The sequence below is a fragment of the Streptomyces sp. DG2A-72 genome (assembly GCF_030499575.1).
Taxonomy (GTDB): domain Bacteria; phylum Actinomycetota; class Actinomycetes; order Streptomycetales; family Streptomycetaceae; genus Streptomyces.
The window spans coordinates 5,180,464-5,194,306 of record NZ_JASTLC010000001.1; the positions used below are offsets into that span (position 1 = coordinate 5,180,464).

Here is a 13,843-nt window from a genome sequence, read left to right on the forward strand (position 1 = left end):
CCGATGCCGGAGAAGCCCCGCCTGCAGCCCGTCGACGAGGCGGATCTGCAGGAGAAGACACTGGCGTCGCTGGCGCCGTATCGCGATCAGGACGGCCGGATCTACGCGATCTGGGCGACCCTGGCCCACCACGAGGACGCGCTGCGCCGCTACCTCGTCTTCAGCAACCACGTGCTGGGCAAGAACACCCTTCCGCTGAAGTCCCGGGAGCTGATGATCCTGCGGATCGCCGCCCGGGCGCAGGCCGCGTACGAGTGGGACCAGCACGTCCGCATCGCCCGCCGCGCCGGCCTCACCGACGAGACGATCCTGGCCGCCGCGACCGGCGCCTGGGGCGACCTGGACGACCTGGACCAGGTCCTGCTCACCGCCACCGACTCACTCGTCGGCCAGCAGGGCGTCGACGACGAGCTGTGGAACCGGCTGACCGCGCACCTGAGCACCGAGCAGGTCATCGACGTCCTCTACACCGTCGGCCAGTACCTGACCATCGCCACCGTCATCAACACGCTCGGCGTCCGGACGGAGGGCGACCTCGCACTGCCCCTCCCGCAGCCCGACCAGAAGGAAGTGCCCGCATGAAGCTCGCCAACCTCGCCGGCCGTCCCGTCCTCGTGCAGGGCGACCGCGCCCTCGACATCGCGGACGCCGGCAAGGGTGCGATCGAGCCGCGCCTGGAGGTCCTGTCCGACCTCTCCCTCCACGAGGAGCTGCGCGCACTCGCCGAGCATGCCGACGACGCGGACTGGAAGCCGTTCGACCCGCGCGACCTGGGCCGCGTCGCCAAGCCGTACAAGGCGATCGGGGTGGCCCTCAACTACCGTGCGCACGCCGAGGAGTCCAACCTCCCCGTGCCGGACGAGCCGTCGGTGTTCGCGAAGTTCGCCTCGTCCGTCGTCGGTCCCTACGACCGGATCGTGGTCGAGCCGCAGTACGACAAGGTCGACTACGAGGCCGAACTCGTCGTCGTCATGGGCAGGACCGGAAAGAACATCTCCGAGGCGGACGCCTGGTCCTACGTCGCGGGCGTGACCGCCGGGCAGGACATCAGCGACCGCCGCGAGCAGTGGCGCAAGCCGATCAACCAGTTCACGCTGCCGAAGTCGTACGACACCTTCAGCCCGATCGGCCCGTACCTGGTGACCGTCGACGAGTTCGAGGACCCGGACGACATCGAGGTGGCCGGCTGGGTCGACGACCTCGAAGTGCAGCGGGGCCGCACCTCGGACCTGATCTTCCCCGTGCCCGCGTTGATCGCCTGGCTGTCGAAGCGGGTGACGTTCGAGCCGGGCGACCTGATCTTCACCGGCACCCCGGCCGGCTGCGGCGTCCGCCGCACTCCGCGGCTGTACCTGACCGAGGGCAAGATCCTGCGCACCGAGGTCACGGGCGTGGGCACTATGGTCAATCCGGTCGTCGCCGGCTAGGCCGAGGGAAGGGTGGGAGACCGTGACGGACATCGTGCGCGAGACGGGGAGTGCCGGCGCGAGCCGGACCCGGGAGTTCTCGGAGTTGCTGCGCCACCACCATCGTGAGCTGGGCACGACCGATCCCCGGGACCTCGACGCGATCGAGATGGTCACCGACCTCACCCGTCTCGAGGCACGGCTCACCAAGGACTTCGAGAAGCACGTCCACCGCCCGCTGGGCCTGACCTGGGCGGGCTTCAGGATCCTGAACGCCCTGTGGATCTACGGCCCGCTCGGCCAGCAGGACATCGGCCGGGTCTCCGGATCCACCCGCGCCAGCATCTCGAGCGCGCTGGCGACCCTGGAGAGCCGGGGCCTGGTCACCCGCGAGCGGGTCGAGTCCGACCGCCGTCAGCTGTTCGTCGAGCTGACCCCGGAGGGTCGCGAGACGCTGCGGCAGGCCATCGAGGCCCAGACCAGGCGCGAGCGCGCATGGACCGGCGTACTCCGTGACGACCAGCTCAGTGAGCTGGTACATCTGCTGCGTACGCTGGTGAACCAGGAGACCCCGCCCGCGGAGTGACCGGGCCCCGGGGAACCGGCCGTCCACCGACTCGTGCTCGGAGCCGCCGTAGCACGACCGCCGAAAATAGTTAGAACCTTTACCGTCAAACATCTAACAGTAGGTTGGTTTCTCAAGGGAGAGAATCATGGTCCGTCGAGTCGTCACCGGTGTCAGCCCGAGTGGCAAGCCCGTGATCGTCAGTGACGGCGAGCCGCCGCGCACCAGTCGGTCCGTCCACACCCCCGGCTTCGCCCGCTCCCTCGTGTGGAACACGGCCGCTCCCGCCGTCCCGTCGGCCGATCCGACGGCATCCCTTCAGTCCTTCGTGCCCGCGCCGGGCGAGACGGTCGCGCTGACCGTCACCTTCCCGCCGGCCAGTGTCTACGCCGACCCCGGCTGGGACCCCGCAGCCGCGGCGGCCGAGCAGCTGGAGTTCAGCCCCGGTCTCGCCGAGCTCTTCGAACCGGACAACCCGGGCATGCACACGACGCCCACCGTGGACTACGGCGTCGTGCTCTCCGGCGAGCTGGTCCTCGACCTCGACGGCGGCGAGACCGCGGTCCTCAGGCCCGGCGACATCGTCGTGCAGAACGCCACCCGCCACGCCTGGCGCAACAACGGCACCGAGCCCGCTACGGCGTTCTTCGTCCTGATCGGCGCGGGCGGCACGTCATGAGCCCCCTGACGACGGCGGCACCCGGCGCGCCCGTCGTCGAGCTCGACCTGGCCGAGCTGCGCCGCGACCCGTATCCCGCCTACGCCGAGCTGCGCCGCACCGCACCGCTCGCCTGGGTCCCGTCCGTCGGCCGCCACCTGCTGACCCGGTACGAGGACATCGTCCGCGCCGAGAAGCTCCCCGAGGTGTTCAGCTCCCGCGAGGAGGGCTCGCTGCTGCTGCGCACGGTCGGCCCGAACATGCTCCGAGAGGACGACCCGGAGCACCGGCGCCTGCGGGCCGCGGCCGAACCGCCCACCCGCCCCCGCCAGGTCCGCGACCTGTGGGCGGACGCCTTCGAGCGCACCGCGCACGAACTGCTCGACCGCATCGAGGGCCGCGGCGAGGCCGACCTCATCGCCGACTTCGCGGAGCCGCTCGCCGCCGCCAACCTGGCCCTGGTGCTGGGCCTGCGCAACACGAGCGCCGACGACATCGCCGACTGGTCGCGGGCGATGATGGCCGGCAACGGCAACTACGCCGACGACCCCGACCTCTGGCTCCGCGCGGAGCAGGCGACCCAGGCCATCGAGGAAGCGGTGGCCGAGACGGCCGAGGCCGTGCGCAGCGAGCCCGACGGCTCGGTGATCTCCTCCATGGTCCACGCGGCCGAGCCGGTGGAACTCGCCGAGATCCAGAACAACATCAAGGTCATCATCGGCGGAGGCGTCAACGAGCCGCGTGACGTCTTCGGCGTCGGCGCCCACGCGCTGCTGCAACGCCCCGAGACACTGGAGAAGGTGCTCAAGGACCCGGCGTCCTGGAAACGGGTCTTCGAGGAGACCGCCCGCTGGATCTCCCCGATCGGCATGTATCCCCGCCAGCTGACCGAGGACCACGAGATCGCCGGCGTCACCCTGCCCGCCGGCAGCCGCGTCGCCCTCGTCATCGCCTCCGGCAACCGCGACGAGTCGGTCTTCGAGCGGGCCGACGAGTTCGACCCGGACCGACCGCACCGCCCCCACCTCGCCTTCGGCGGCGGACCCCACTTCTGCATGGGCGCGTGGGTCGCGCGCCACGAGGTCAGCGCGATCGCCTGGCCCCTCGTCTTCAGCCGTCTGAAGGGACTGCGCCTCGTCGAAGGCGCGGACGACCGCATGGACGGCTGGGTGTTCCGCGGACTCACCTCGCTGAACGTCACCTGGCAAACCCCCTGAGCCGTCCCCATCGGGAGAACTTCATGCCCACCGTCATCTTCCGGTCGCCCGACGGGACCGAACGCAAGGTCACCGCCGAGTCGGGGACCGTCCTCATGCAGGCAGCCGTCTCGAACGGCGTCGAGGGCATCGTCGCCGAGTGCGGAGGCAACGCCTCCTGCGCCACCTGCCACGTCTACGTCGCCGAGGACCGGTCCGAGCTGGTGGGCCCGCCGGGCAACGTCGAGGACGAGATGCTGGACTTCACCGCCGCCGAACGCCGCCCCACCAGCCGGCTCAGCTGCCAGATCCAGCTCTCCGACGCCCTGGACGGACTAGTCGTCCACGTGCCCGAGGAGCAGGTATGACGAGCCCAGCGGGCGTGGTCGTCGTGGGCGGCGGACAGGCCGGGTTCAGCGTCGTCTCGACGCTGCGCGCATCCGGCTACGACGGTCCCGTCACCGTGTGCGCCGCGGAGCCCCATCTGCCGTACCAGCGGCCGCCGTTGTCGAAGAAGGCGCACACCGAGCCGGACGGCCCGCGCGTCGAACTGGTGCCGGAGTCCTTCTACGGCGAGCGGGACATCGACCTGCGCCTCGGGGACGACGTGATCGCCCTCGACACCGCGGCCCGCACGGTCCTCACCCGGGCCGGCACCCGTCTCTCCTACGACCACCTGGTGCTGGCGACGGGCGCGGACAACCGCCGGTTGCCCGTCCCCGGCGCCGAGTTGTCCGGCGTCCACGCCCTGCGCTCCCTCGACGACGCCCTGACGATCGGCCGGGCGCTGGAGACGGCCCGTGACGTGGTGGTCGTCGGCGGCGGGTTCATCGGGCTGGAGCTGGCCCGGGTCGCCCTGGCCCGCGGCGCCCGCGTGACCGTCGTGGAACTGGCCGACCGGCTGCTGAGCCGGGCCGTGTCACCGGAGCTGGAACCGCGACTGCGGGAGAGGCACGAGCGCGCCGGTGTCCGGGTCCTCACCGGGACTGCCGTACAGGCCCTCGAAGGTACGGGACGGGTCGAGCGGGTCGTCACCTCGCACGGCGTTCTGCCCGCCGACCTCGTGGTCTACGGCATCGGCGCCGTACCCAGGGACGAACTCGCCCGGGAGGCCGGGCTGGAGGTGGCCGACGGCGTGGTCGTGGACGAGCAGTTGCGCTCGGTCACCGATCCGCGGGTCTCCGCCGTCGGCGACTGCGCCCGGCATCCGCATCCGCACGCGGAGGGGCTGGTGCGGCTGGAGTCCGTGCAGAACGCCATCGACCAGGGGGCGTTGGTGGGCCGCCGTATCGCGGGGTCACCTGCCGCGTACGAGAGCCTGCCGTGGTTCTGGAGCGACCAGGGCGACGTCAAGTTGCAGATCGCGGGGCTGCGTTCTGCTTCCGACGACGTGCTGCTGGTGCCGGACGAATCCCCCGAGCGGCTGGCCGCGTACGCCTTCCGCGCGGACCGGCTGGTGGCTGTCGAGACGCTGAACTGGCCCGCCGAGCACCTGGCCGCCCGGCGGCTGCTGGAGCGGCACACGCCGGTGTCGGCCGCCGACCTGGCGGGGACGACCCTCCGCGCGCTCGCCCGCGCCAGACGCACCGCGGAGGTGAGGACATGACCAGCACCTTCGGCGCGCACCTCGCCGTCAGCGCGGCCGAGGCCGGCCACCGTACCGCCCTGGTCTTCGAGGACCGGAGCTGGACCTACGCCGAACTCGACCTCGCGGTACGGCGCACCGTCGCCCGGCTCGACAAGGTCGGGGTGGGCAAGGGCGATCGGGTGGTGATGCAGGGGGCGGCCCGGCCCGAGGCGCTGATCACGCTGTTCGCGGTGACGCGTATGGGGGCGGTGCTCGTACCGCTGCACCCGCAGGCGACCGAGGGCGAACTCGCCGTCGTGTACGAGGAGACCGGCCCGACGGCCCTGGTCGCCGACGAAACGTTTCCTGCCGTCTCCGGTCTCCGCCTGTCCTGGGAGGAACTGCATCCCGAGGACGAAGGACCCGAGGCTGTCGCGCACGCCACCCCGGTCGGCTCCGACATCGCGATCATCGCGTTCACGTCGGGCACCTCCGGCCGTCCCAAGGGCGTCGCACTGACCCACGACAACCTGTACTGGAGCATGGTGGGCGGGCTGGCGCGGCTGCCCTTCGGCGCGGACGACACCGCGCTCGTCTCCACCCCGCTGGCGCATGTCGCCGTACTGGGCGGGCTTCCGCAGTACACGTGGGCGAGGCGCGGGACGGTGGTCCTGGCCCCGCGCTTCGATCCGGACCTGTTCGTCGACCTGGTCCGCGACCACAAGGTCACCTGCGCCTTCGCCGTACCGGCCATGTCCGCCCTGCTGGCCCGCCACCCCAGGTTCGGCAGCCAGGACCTGGACACCCTGCGGTGGATCCTGTCCGGTGGCTCACCCGCCCAGACCGCCACCCGCGAGCAGTTCCGGGCCCGCGGGGTCGGCGTGGTCAACTCCTACGGCCTGACCGAGACCGCGGCCGGGGTGACGTACTCCGCGCCCGACGAGCCGGCCGACTCCACCGGAGCACCCGTCCCGCAGGTCGAGTTGAGGGTCGTGGACACGGCCGGGTCGCCCGTTCCGCCGGACACGCCCGGCGAGATCTGGGTGCGCGGGCCGTCGGTGGCCGCCGACTACTGGACCGCTGCCGGGCCGATGGCCGTGACCGACCGCGAGGGCTGGTTCCACACCGGGGACCGGGGGCTGTTCGACGCGGAGGGCAGGCTCTCGGTGGTCGGGCGGCTCAAGGACACCATCATCACCGGCGGGGAGAACGTCGATCCCGCCGAGGTCGAGAACGCGCTCGCCGACTTCCCCGGTGTCGTCGAAGTCGCGGTCTCCGGGGCGCCGGACCCCGTCTGGGGCGAGCTGGTGACCGCCTTCCTGGTCACCGACTCCGGCAACCCCACCTTGGACGACATCCGCGCCCACCTCGACGGCAGGCTCGCCCGGCACAAGTGGCCCCGCCGGCTGTGCGTCGTACCCGCCCTGCCCCGCGGGGCCACCGGAAAGCTGCAGCGCGCGCGGCTGACGACGCTGCTGGACAACTGACCCACCCTCCACAACTCCCAGAGACCGCGCCACCGTTGGCGCCGTCTCCCCCAGCCGTACCCGAAGCCGAACCCGAAGCCGAACCCGAGGAGACGCCATGAGTGCGACCATGCGAGCCGCGCGGATGCACGCCGTCGGCGAGCCGATGAGGATCGAGGAACTGCCCGTTCCCGAGCCCGGCCCCGGTGACGTCCGCGTGGCCGTCCACGCCGTCAACATCGTTCCGAACCTCGCCAACATCCTGAACATGTGGACGACCTGGTTCCCGCACAGCCCCCTGCCGACCCTGCCGGCCATCTTCGGTCTCGACCCCGCGGGTGTGGTGGAGTCCGTCGGCCCGGGTGTCCAGGCGTTCAAGCCGGGCGACCGGGTGTACGTCAACCCGGGCCGTTCCTGCGGGTCGTGCCGCTCCTGCCGCAACGACGACTCGATCAACTGCGCCAGCTACGCCTTCGCCGGATATTTCGGCTTTTCACCGACCGCCCTGGACCTGCTGGACCGCTACCAGGGCGGCCTCGCCGAGTACATGGTGGCGCCCGCGTACTCCCTGGTGAAGCTGCCGGACGCGCTGTCGTTCAACGCGGCGGCCCGCTTCGGCTACCTCGGCACCATGTACTCCGCCCTCCGCAAGGCCGGGGCCGGACCGGGCAAGACGATCCTGATCAACGGCATCAGCGGCACCCTCGGCATCGGCGCCGCACTCCTCGCCCCCGCCATGGGCCTCACCCACGTCTACGGCACCGGTCGCGACAAGGGCCTGCTCGACCAGGTCGGCAAGCTCGCCGACGGACGCCTGCGGCTGCACGCCCTGGACGACGGCCCGCTCGACGCCTGGGTCCGCGAGGAGACCGACGGCTACGGCGCCGACATCTACATCGACGCGCTCGGCCCGGGCGCCCCGCACGAGACGTTCCTGGCCGGCATGCGGGCGATGGCACGCGGCGGCATCGCGGTGAACATCGGCGCCGTCGCCGGCGATCTGCCCATCGACATCCACCGGATGATGGACCAGCAGCTGCGGCTGATCGGCTCGGCCTGGTTCACCTCCGGCGAGGGCCAGGCCATGGCCGACATGGTGGAGGCCGGTCTGCTGGACCTCGGGCCGCTGGAGCACCAGGTCTTCCCGCTGGACCAGGTCAACGACGCCATCGGCGGTATCGCCCGGCGCAACGGCGGTTTCAGCAACTTCATCATCAGCCCGACCGCCACCTCGTGACCGTCATCAGCCGGACCGCCGCCGCCTCGTGAACGCCCCGGCGGCCTCCCACCAGCCGGGGGCCGCCGGTACTCCCCTGACCGGCGGCCTCCTCACCTCGTAGCTCGTAGCCTTCCGAACCCTGGAGACACCAGATGCACGCCCAGCACGCCCCACGCCCGGCCGACCCTCTCGACCTCGTCGAACTCGACAGCCTGCTGACGCCGGACGAGCGCGCCGTCCGCGATGCCGTCCGTACGTTCTGCGACCGGCGCGTGGAGCCCCACATCGCCGAGTGGTTCGAGCAGGGCGCGATCGACGACATCCGTGGCCTGACCAAGGAACTCGGCGAACTCGGCCTGCTCGGCATGCACCTGGAGGGCTACGGCTGCGCGGGCATGAGCGCCGTCGACTACGGTCTCGCCTGCCTGGAACTGGAGGCGACCGACTCCGGACTGCGCTCCCTGGTATCGGTCCAGGGCTCGCTGGCCATGTACGCGATCCACGCCTTCGGCTCGGAGGAGCAGAAGGAGGAGTGGCTGCCCCGCCTCGCGGCAGGGACCGCCATCGGCTGCTTCGGTCTCACCGAGCCCGACTCCGGCTCCGACCCGGGCAGCATGCGCACCGCGGCCCGCCGCGACGGCGACGACTGGGTCCTCGACGGGCGCAAGATGTGGATCACCAACGGCTCGGTGGCCGATGTGGCCGTCGTCTGGGCCCGTACGGACGACGGCGTGCGCGGCTTCGTCGTCCCGACCGACACCCCGGGCTTCTCGGCGCCCGCGATCAAGCACAAGATGTCCCTGAGGGCCTCGGTGACCAGCGAACTCGTGCTGGACTCGGTACGACTGCCCGGATCCGCCGTGCTGCCGGAGGTAAGGGGTCTTCGCGGGCCGCTGTCCTGCCTCAACGAGGCGCGGTACGGCATCGCGTGGGGAGCGATGGGAGCCGCGCGGTCGGCATTCCGGACCGCCCTGGCCTACGCCGGCGACCGGGTCCAGTTCGACCGCCCGATCAGCTCCTTCCAGCTGACCCAGGCCAAACTCACCGACATGTCCGTGGAGTTGGCCAAGGGCACGCTGCTCGCCTTCCACCTCGGCCGCATCAAGGACGACCGCGGACTGCGCCCCGAGCAGGTCAGCTACGGCAAGCTCAACAACACCCGTTCCGCATTGGAGATCTGCCGCACCGCCCGGACGATCCTCGGCGCCAACGGCATCTCGCTGGAGTACCCGGTGATCCGGCACGCCAACAACCTGGAGTCGATCCTCACCTACGAGGGCACCGTGGAGATGCACACCCTGATGATCGGGCAGGCGCTGACGGGCCAGGCGGCGTTCCGGTGAGCGAGGCGCCAGGGCACGGCATCCGCCGGGTCGGGGTCGTCGGCTGCGGTCTGATGGGCGCGGGCATCGCCGAGGTCTGCGCCCGGGCCGGGCTGGACGTGGTGGTGCACGAGGTGCACGCGGGCGCGGCCGGGGCCGGCCGGTCCCGGATCGCCGCTTCGCTGGAGCGCGGCGTACGGCGCGGCAAGCTCTCCGGAACGGAACGCGACGCCGCCCTCGACCGGATACGGGTCACCACGCACCTTGCGGAACTGGCCGACCGGGACCTGGTGGTGGAGGCGGCGACGGAGGACGAGAAGGTCAAGGCCGAGCTGTTCGCCGAGCTGGACCGGATCGTCACCCGCGAGGACGCGCTGCTCGCCTCGAACACCTCCTCCCTCCCCATCATGAAACTGGGCATGGCCACCGCACGCCCGCACCAGGTGATCGGGGTCCACTTCTTCAACCCGGTACCGGTGCTGGAACTCGTGGAGATCGTCCCTTCACTGCTGACGTCGCCTCAGACGCAGTCCCGCGCCGAGGACTTCGTCACGCAGGTGCTGGGCAAGAAGGTCATCCGCGCCCAGGACCGGGCCGGGTTCGTGGTGAACGCTCTGCTGGTGCCCTATCTGCTCTCCGCGATCCGGATGCTGGAGTCCGGTCACGCCTCCGCGGAGGACATCGACACCGGCATGGTCCTCGGCTGCGCCCACCCCATGGGCCCGCTGAGCCTGACCGACCTGATCGGCCTGGACACCCTCACCGCCATCGCCGAGGCGATGTACGCGGACTTCAAGGACCCGCAGCACGCCCCGCCACCCCTGCTGCTGCGCATGGTGGAGGCCGGTCTGCTCGGCCGGAAATCCGGGCGCGGCTTCCACGACTACTCCGAGAAGGGCAACTGACCCCATGGCACAGGAAGTACGCGGTGTGATCGCACCGGGCAAGGGCGAGCCGGTGCGGGTGGAGACCATCGTCGTGCCCGACCCGGGGCCGGGGGAGGCGGTCGTGCGCGTCCAGGCCTGCGGGGTGTGTCATACCGACCTCCACTACACGCAGGGCGGGATCAGCGACGACTTCCCCTTCCTGCTCGGACATGAGGCCGCCGGAGTGGTGGAGTCGGTCGGCGAGGACGTCACCGACGTCGCGCCCGGAGACTTCGTGATCCTCAACTGGCGTGCGGTCTGCGGCAGTTGCCGGGCGTGTCTGCGCGGCCGGCCGTGGTACTGCTTCAACACCCACAACGCCGGGCAGAAAATGACGCTCGCCGCCACCGGCCAGGAGCTGTCGCCGGCGCTGGGGATCGGGGCGTTCGCGGAGAAGACGCTGGTCGCGGCGGGGCAGTGCACGAAGGTCGACCCTTCGGTCTCACCGCAGGTGGCCGGGCTGCTGGGGTGTGGCGTGATGGCCGGGATCGGTGCGGCGATCAACACCGGGGGTGTCGGCCGCGGGGACAGCGTGGCCGTGATCGGCTGCGGCGGGGTGGGGGACGCGGCGATCGCCGGGGCGAACCTGGCGGGCGCAGCCAGGATCATCGCGGTGGACATCGACGACCGGAAGCTGGCCACCGCGCGTGAGATGGGTGCCACGCACACCGTCAACTCGCGCGAGGGCGATCCGGTGGAGGCGATCCGTGAACTGACCGGCGGCTTCGGCGCGGACGTGGTGATCGAGGCGGTGGGCCGGCCGGAGACGTACCAGCAGGCCTTCTACGCCCGCGATCTGGCCGGCACGGTCGTGCTGGTGGGTGTGCCGACGCCGGAGATGAAGCTGGAGCTGCCGCTGCTGGACGTGTTCGGCCGGGGCGGGGCGCTGAAGTCGTCCTGGTACGGCGACTGCCTGCCGAGCCGCGACTTCCCGATGCTGATCGACCTGCACCTGCAAGGCCGCCTGCCGTTGGACAAGTTTGTCACCGAGACCGTCCAACTCGACGGCGTGGAGAAGGCGTTCGAGCGAATGCACCACGGTGACGTGCTGCGTTCGGTGGTGGTGCTGTGATGACGGCCCGCATCGAACGCCTCGTCACCTCCGGCGCCTTCAGCCTGGACGGCGGCACCTGGGAAGTGGACAACAACGTGTGGATCGTCGGCGACGACCACGAGGTGATCGTCATAGACGCCGCCCTCCCCCAAGGACTCCGACAAGCTCCGTCCTCGGGGGGACCCCCATCGCCGACGCCATCGCCGAGGCCGTCGGCGACCGACGGCTGACGGCCGTCGTGTGCACCCACGCCCACAACGACCACATCGACGCCGCACCCGCCCTCGCCGACCGCACCGGCGCACCGGTCTTCCTGCACCTGGACGACCGGCTGCTGTGGAAACACACCCATCCCGACCGTGACCCCGACGGCTACCTCTCGGACGGCCGCCGCCTCACCGTCGCTGCGACGGAACTCAGGGTCATACACACACCCGGTCACACGCCGGGCGGTATCTGCCTGTACTCGGAGGAACTGACCACGGTCTTCACCGGAGACACCCTCTTCCAGGGCGGCCCCGGGGCCACAGGACGTTCGTACTCGCACTTCCCGACGATCATCCGGTCGATCCGCGACCTCCTGCTGACCTTGCCGCCAGACACCAGCGTGCGGACCGGCCACGGAGACAGCACCACCGTCGGGGCCGAAGCTCCGCACCTCGGCTCATGGATCCAGCGCGGCCACTGACCGGACGCAAGGTGCCAGGAACGAGCGGCGCGGTGTGAGACACCGCCGGTCGGGGCGGATCCCTCCGCCCCGACTCAGATACCGCCATACCTGTCGCGGTGCCGCCCCTCCTCGTCGATGACCGGGGTGGACGGCGGCACCATGACCCGCCGGCGCCGCGCGATGCTGCTGAACGTCGTCACTCCGATCAGCCCGACGATCATCAGGATGACGCCGACCAGGTCGAGGTTGACCCCCTCCATGTGCCAGTCGGTCGCGAAGGTGAGGATGGCTCCCGCGGCGATGAGGATGATGCATCCGCCGAGGCCCATGAGCTGTCGCCTCCCTGTCCGGTCCGGTCGTTCCGGTCTTCCGGTCGGGGGCGGGTACCCGGCGGTGCGTCCGTTACCCCTCGAAGAAGGCCACCGACTACCCCTTGAGGAACGCCACCATCGCGTTCGCCAGCAGATGCGGATCGTCCACCCCGCACAACTCCCGCGCACTGTGCATGGACAGGATCGCCACGCCGATGTCGAGGGTCTTGATGCCGTGCCGGGCCGCGGTGATGGGCCCGATGGTCGTGCCGCACGGCATCGAGTTGTTCGATACGAAGGACTGGAAGGGGACGTCCGCCTTCTCGCAGGCCGCCGCCCACACCGCACGCCCCGAACCGTCCGTCGCGTAGCGGTTGTTGACGTTCACCTTCAGGATCGGCCCGCCGTTGACGCGCGGGTGGTGCGTCGGGTCGTGCCGCTCCGCGTAGTTGGGGTGGACGGCGTGACCGGTGTCGGAGGAGAGACAGACGGTGCCGGCGAAGGCGCGCGCCTTGTCCTCGTACGATCCTCCGCGCGCGAACACCGAACGCTCCAGCACGCTGCCGAGCAGCGGCCCGTCCGCACCCGTGTCGCTCTGCGAGCCGTTCTCCTCGTGGTCGAAGGCGGCCAGCACCGGGATGTACGGCAGCTCACGGCCCGAAACCGCCGCCAGCGCCGCCGTGGCCGCGTGCACGGAGAGCAGGTTGTCCATGCGGGGGCCCGCGACCAGCTCCCTGTCGCGGCCCAGGTACGCGGGCGGTTCCACGGAGTGGACCATCAGGTCCCAGCCGGTGACCTCGCCCGCGGCCAGATTGTTCTCCGACTCCAGGAACGCGATCAGGTCGCCGTCCCGCACGGTGTCGCCCAGGCCCCAGACGGGCTGGAGATGGCGCTGCTTGTCGAGCTTGAGGCCCTCGGAGGAGACCGAGCGGTCGAGGTGGATCGCCAGCTGGGGGACGCGCATGAGCGGGCGGTCGACGTTCACCAGGCGCGTCGAGCCGTCCCTGAGCGTCAGCCGGCCCGCCAGCCCCAGGTCGCGGTCCAGCCAGGAGTTCATGAGCGGGCCGCCGTAGATCTCGACCGCCACCTGCCGCCAGCCGTGCGCCCCGGCGTCCGGCAGCGGCTTGACCCGCAGGTTCGGCGAGTCGGTGTGCGCGCCGACGATCCGGTACGGCGTGTGCGGCGCGGCGCCCTCCGGGACGTACCAGGCGATGATCGCGCCGCCCCGCAGCACGTACTTGCCGCCGTTCGACCCGTCCCAGGCGTCCGTCTCCGCGACCTGCTTGAAGCCGGCCTTCTCCAGCCGCTCGGCGGTGTTCGCCACGGCGTGGTACGGCGTCGGGCTCGCCGCCAGGAAGGTCATGAGGTCGTCGGTGTGGCCGCGGTCGAAGCGGTGGGGTTCGCTCATGGGGTTCACCTTAACGACGTACGAGGGTTCCTTGACGACGTACGAGGGCCCGTCCCCCGGCAGGGGAACGGGCCC

The 13,843-nt window shown here is 71.0% G+C and carries 14 protein-coding genes and 1 pseudogene; 13 read left to right on the top strand and 2 right to left on the bottom strand.

Annotated features, from left to right (window positions below; translation table 11 throughout):
- Positions 1 to 3: 3 nt before the first annotated feature.
- The 13 genes and pseudogenes from QQY66_RS24670 to QQY66_RS24730 all read left to right on the top strand — a co-directional run bounded on the left by QQY66_RS24670 (position 4) and on the right by QQY66_RS24730 (position 12,067).
- Positions 4 to 582 (top strand): carboxymuconolactone decarboxylase family protein, encoded by a 579-nt coding sequence (locus tag QQY66_RS24670; protein WP_301982496.1) that lies wholly within the window; start codon positions 4 to 6, stop codon positions 580 to 582.
- Positions 579 to 1,427: a fumarylacetoacetate hydrolase family protein gene (locus tag QQY66_RS24675; protein WP_301982497.1), complete on the top strand. Its 849-nt coding sequence runs from the start codon at positions 579 to 581 to the stop codon at positions 1,425 to 1,427. Before QQY66_RS24670 ends, QQY66_RS24675 begins: the two co-directional genes overlap by 4 nt.
- A 22-nt stretch (positions 1,428 to 1,449) precedes the next feature.
- Complete coding sequence (locus tag QQY66_RS24680; RefSeq protein ID WP_301982498.1) at positions 1,450 to 1,992, top strand: MarR family winged helix-turn-helix transcriptional regulator; 543 nt, start codon at positions 1,450 to 1,452, stop codon at positions 1,990 to 1,992.
- Positions 1,993 to 2,119: 127 nt separating this feature from the next.
- On the top strand, positions 2,120 to 2,650 hold the full coding sequence (locus QQY66_RS24685) for a cupin domain-containing protein (RefSeq protein WP_301982499.1): 531 nt from the start codon (positions 2,120 to 2,122) through the stop codon (positions 2,648 to 2,650).
- Positions 2,647 to 3,846: a cytochrome P450 gene (locus tag QQY66_RS24690; protein ID WP_301982500.1), complete on the top strand. Its 1,200-nt coding sequence runs from the start codon at positions 2,647 to 2,649 to the stop codon at positions 3,844 to 3,846. The genes QQY66_RS24685 and QQY66_RS24690 overlap by 4 nt, the downstream gene beginning before the upstream one ends.
- Positions 3,847 to 3,869: 23 nt before the next feature.
- Entirely contained in the window at positions 3,870 to 4,193 is a 324-nt protein-coding gene (locus tag QQY66_RS24695) for a 2Fe-2S iron-sulfur cluster-binding protein (protein ID WP_301982501.1), read from the top strand.
- Complete coding sequence (locus tag QQY66_RS24700; protein WP_301982502.1) at positions 4,190 to 5,431, top strand: NAD(P)/FAD-dependent oxidoreductase; 1,242 nt, start codon at positions 4,190 to 4,192, stop codon at positions 5,429 to 5,431. Before QQY66_RS24695 ends, QQY66_RS24700 begins: the two co-directional genes overlap by 4 nt.
- Positions 5,428 to 6,879: a class I adenylate-forming enzyme family protein gene (locus tag QQY66_RS24705; RefSeq protein ID WP_301982503.1), complete on the top strand. Its 1,452-nt coding sequence runs from the start codon at positions 5,428 to 5,430 to the stop codon at positions 6,877 to 6,879. Before QQY66_RS24700 ends, QQY66_RS24705 begins: the two co-directional genes overlap by 4 nt.
- A gap of 97 nt (positions 6,880 to 6,976) precedes the next feature.
- A complete protein-coding gene (locus QQY66_RS24710) occupies positions 6,977 to 8,095 on the top strand; it encodes an alcohol dehydrogenase catalytic domain-containing protein (RefSeq protein ID WP_301982504.1) in 1,119 nt (372 codons plus the stop codon).
- Positions 8,096 to 8,229: 134 nt separating this feature from the next.
- Positions 8,230 to 9,420, top strand: coding sequence for an acyl-CoA dehydrogenase family protein (locus QQY66_RS24715; RefSeq protein WP_301982505.1), 1,191 nt, complete (start codon positions 8,230 to 8,232; stop codon positions 9,418 to 9,420).
- Positions 9,417 to 10,304, top strand: coding sequence for a 3-hydroxybutyryl-CoA dehydrogenase (locus QQY66_RS24720; RefSeq protein ID WP_301982506.1), 888 nt, complete (start codon positions 9,417 to 9,419; stop codon positions 10,302 to 10,304). Before QQY66_RS24715 ends, QQY66_RS24720 begins: the two co-directional genes overlap by 4 nt.
- Positions 10,305 to 10,308: 4 nt before the next feature.
- Positions 10,309 to 11,397 (top strand): S-(hydroxymethyl)mycothiol dehydrogenase, encoded by a 1,089-nt coding sequence (locus QQY66_RS24725; protein ID WP_301982507.1) that lies wholly within the window; start codon positions 10,309 to 10,311, stop codon positions 11,395 to 11,397.
- A pseudogene (locus QQY66_RS24730) lies at positions 11,397 to 12,067 on the top strand (MBL fold metallo-hydrolase). Before QQY66_RS24725 ends, QQY66_RS24730 begins: the two are co-directional and overlap by 1 nt.
- A gap of 74 nt (positions 12,068 to 12,141) precedes the next feature.
- Here QQY66_RS24730 and QQY66_RS24735 read toward each other — a convergent pair.
- Both QQY66_RS24735 and QQY66_RS24740 read right to left on the bottom strand, forming a co-directional pair.
- Entirely contained in the window at positions 12,142 to 12,378 is a 237-nt protein-coding gene (locus QQY66_RS24735) for a DUF6458 family protein (RefSeq protein WP_301982508.1), read from the bottom strand.
- 97 nt (positions 12,379 to 12,475) lie between these two features.
- Positions 12,476 to 13,768: a M18 family aminopeptidase gene (locus tag QQY66_RS24740; protein ID WP_301982509.1), complete on the bottom strand. Its 1,293-nt coding sequence runs from the start codon at positions 13,766 to 13,768 to the stop codon at positions 12,476 to 12,478.
- Between the last annotated feature and the right edge of the window lie 75 nt (positions 13,769 to 13,843).

Bases quoted from the DNA above. Each gene is read 5' to 3' on its own strand.
- QQY66_RS24705 (WP_301982503.1), top strand. From the start codon at position 5,428: ATGACCAGCACCTTCGGCGCGCACCTCGCCGTCAGCGCGGCCGAGGCC.
- QQY66_RS24710 (WP_301982504.1), top strand. From the start codon at position 6,977: ATGAGTGCGACCATGCGAGCCGCGCGGATGCACGCCGTCGGCGAGCCG.
- QQY66_RS24740 (WP_301982509.1), bottom strand. From the start codon at position 13,768: ATGAGCGAACCCCACCGCTTCGACCGCGGCCACACCGACGACCTCATG.
- QQY66_RS24700 (WP_301982502.1), top strand. From the start codon at position 4,190: ATGACGAGCCCAGCGGGCGTGGTCGTCGTGGGCGGCGGACAGGCCGGG.
- QQY66_RS24725 (WP_301982507.1), top strand. From the start codon at position 10,309: ATGGCACAGGAAGTACGCGGTGTGATCGCACCGGGCAAGGGCGAGCCG.
- QQY66_RS24690 (WP_301982500.1), top strand. From the start codon at position 2,647: ATGAGCCCCCTGACGACGGCGGCACCCGGCGCGCCCGTCGTCGAGCTC.
- QQY66_RS24685 (WP_301982499.1), top strand. From the start codon at position 2,120: ATGGTCCGTCGAGTCGTCACCGGTGTCAGCCCGAGTGGCAAGCCCGTG.
- QQY66_RS24670 (WP_301982496.1), top strand. From the start codon at position 4: ATGCCGGAGAAGCCCCGCCTGCAGCCCGTCGACGAGGCGGATCTGCAG.
- QQY66_RS24695 (WP_301982501.1), top strand. From the start codon at position 3,870: ATGCCCACCGTCATCTTCCGGTCGCCCGACGGGACCGAACGCAAGGTC.
- QQY66_RS24715 (WP_301982505.1), top strand. From the start codon at position 8,230: ATGCACGCCCAGCACGCCCCACGCCCGGCCGACCCTCTCGACCTCGTC.
- QQY66_RS24675 (WP_301982497.1), top strand. From the start codon at position 579: ATGAAGCTCGCCAACCTCGCCGGCCGTCCCGTCCTCGTGCAGGGCGAC.
- QQY66_RS24735 (WP_301982508.1), bottom strand. From the start codon at position 12,378: ATGGGCCTCGGCGGATGCATCATCCTCATCGCCGCGGGAGCCATCCTC.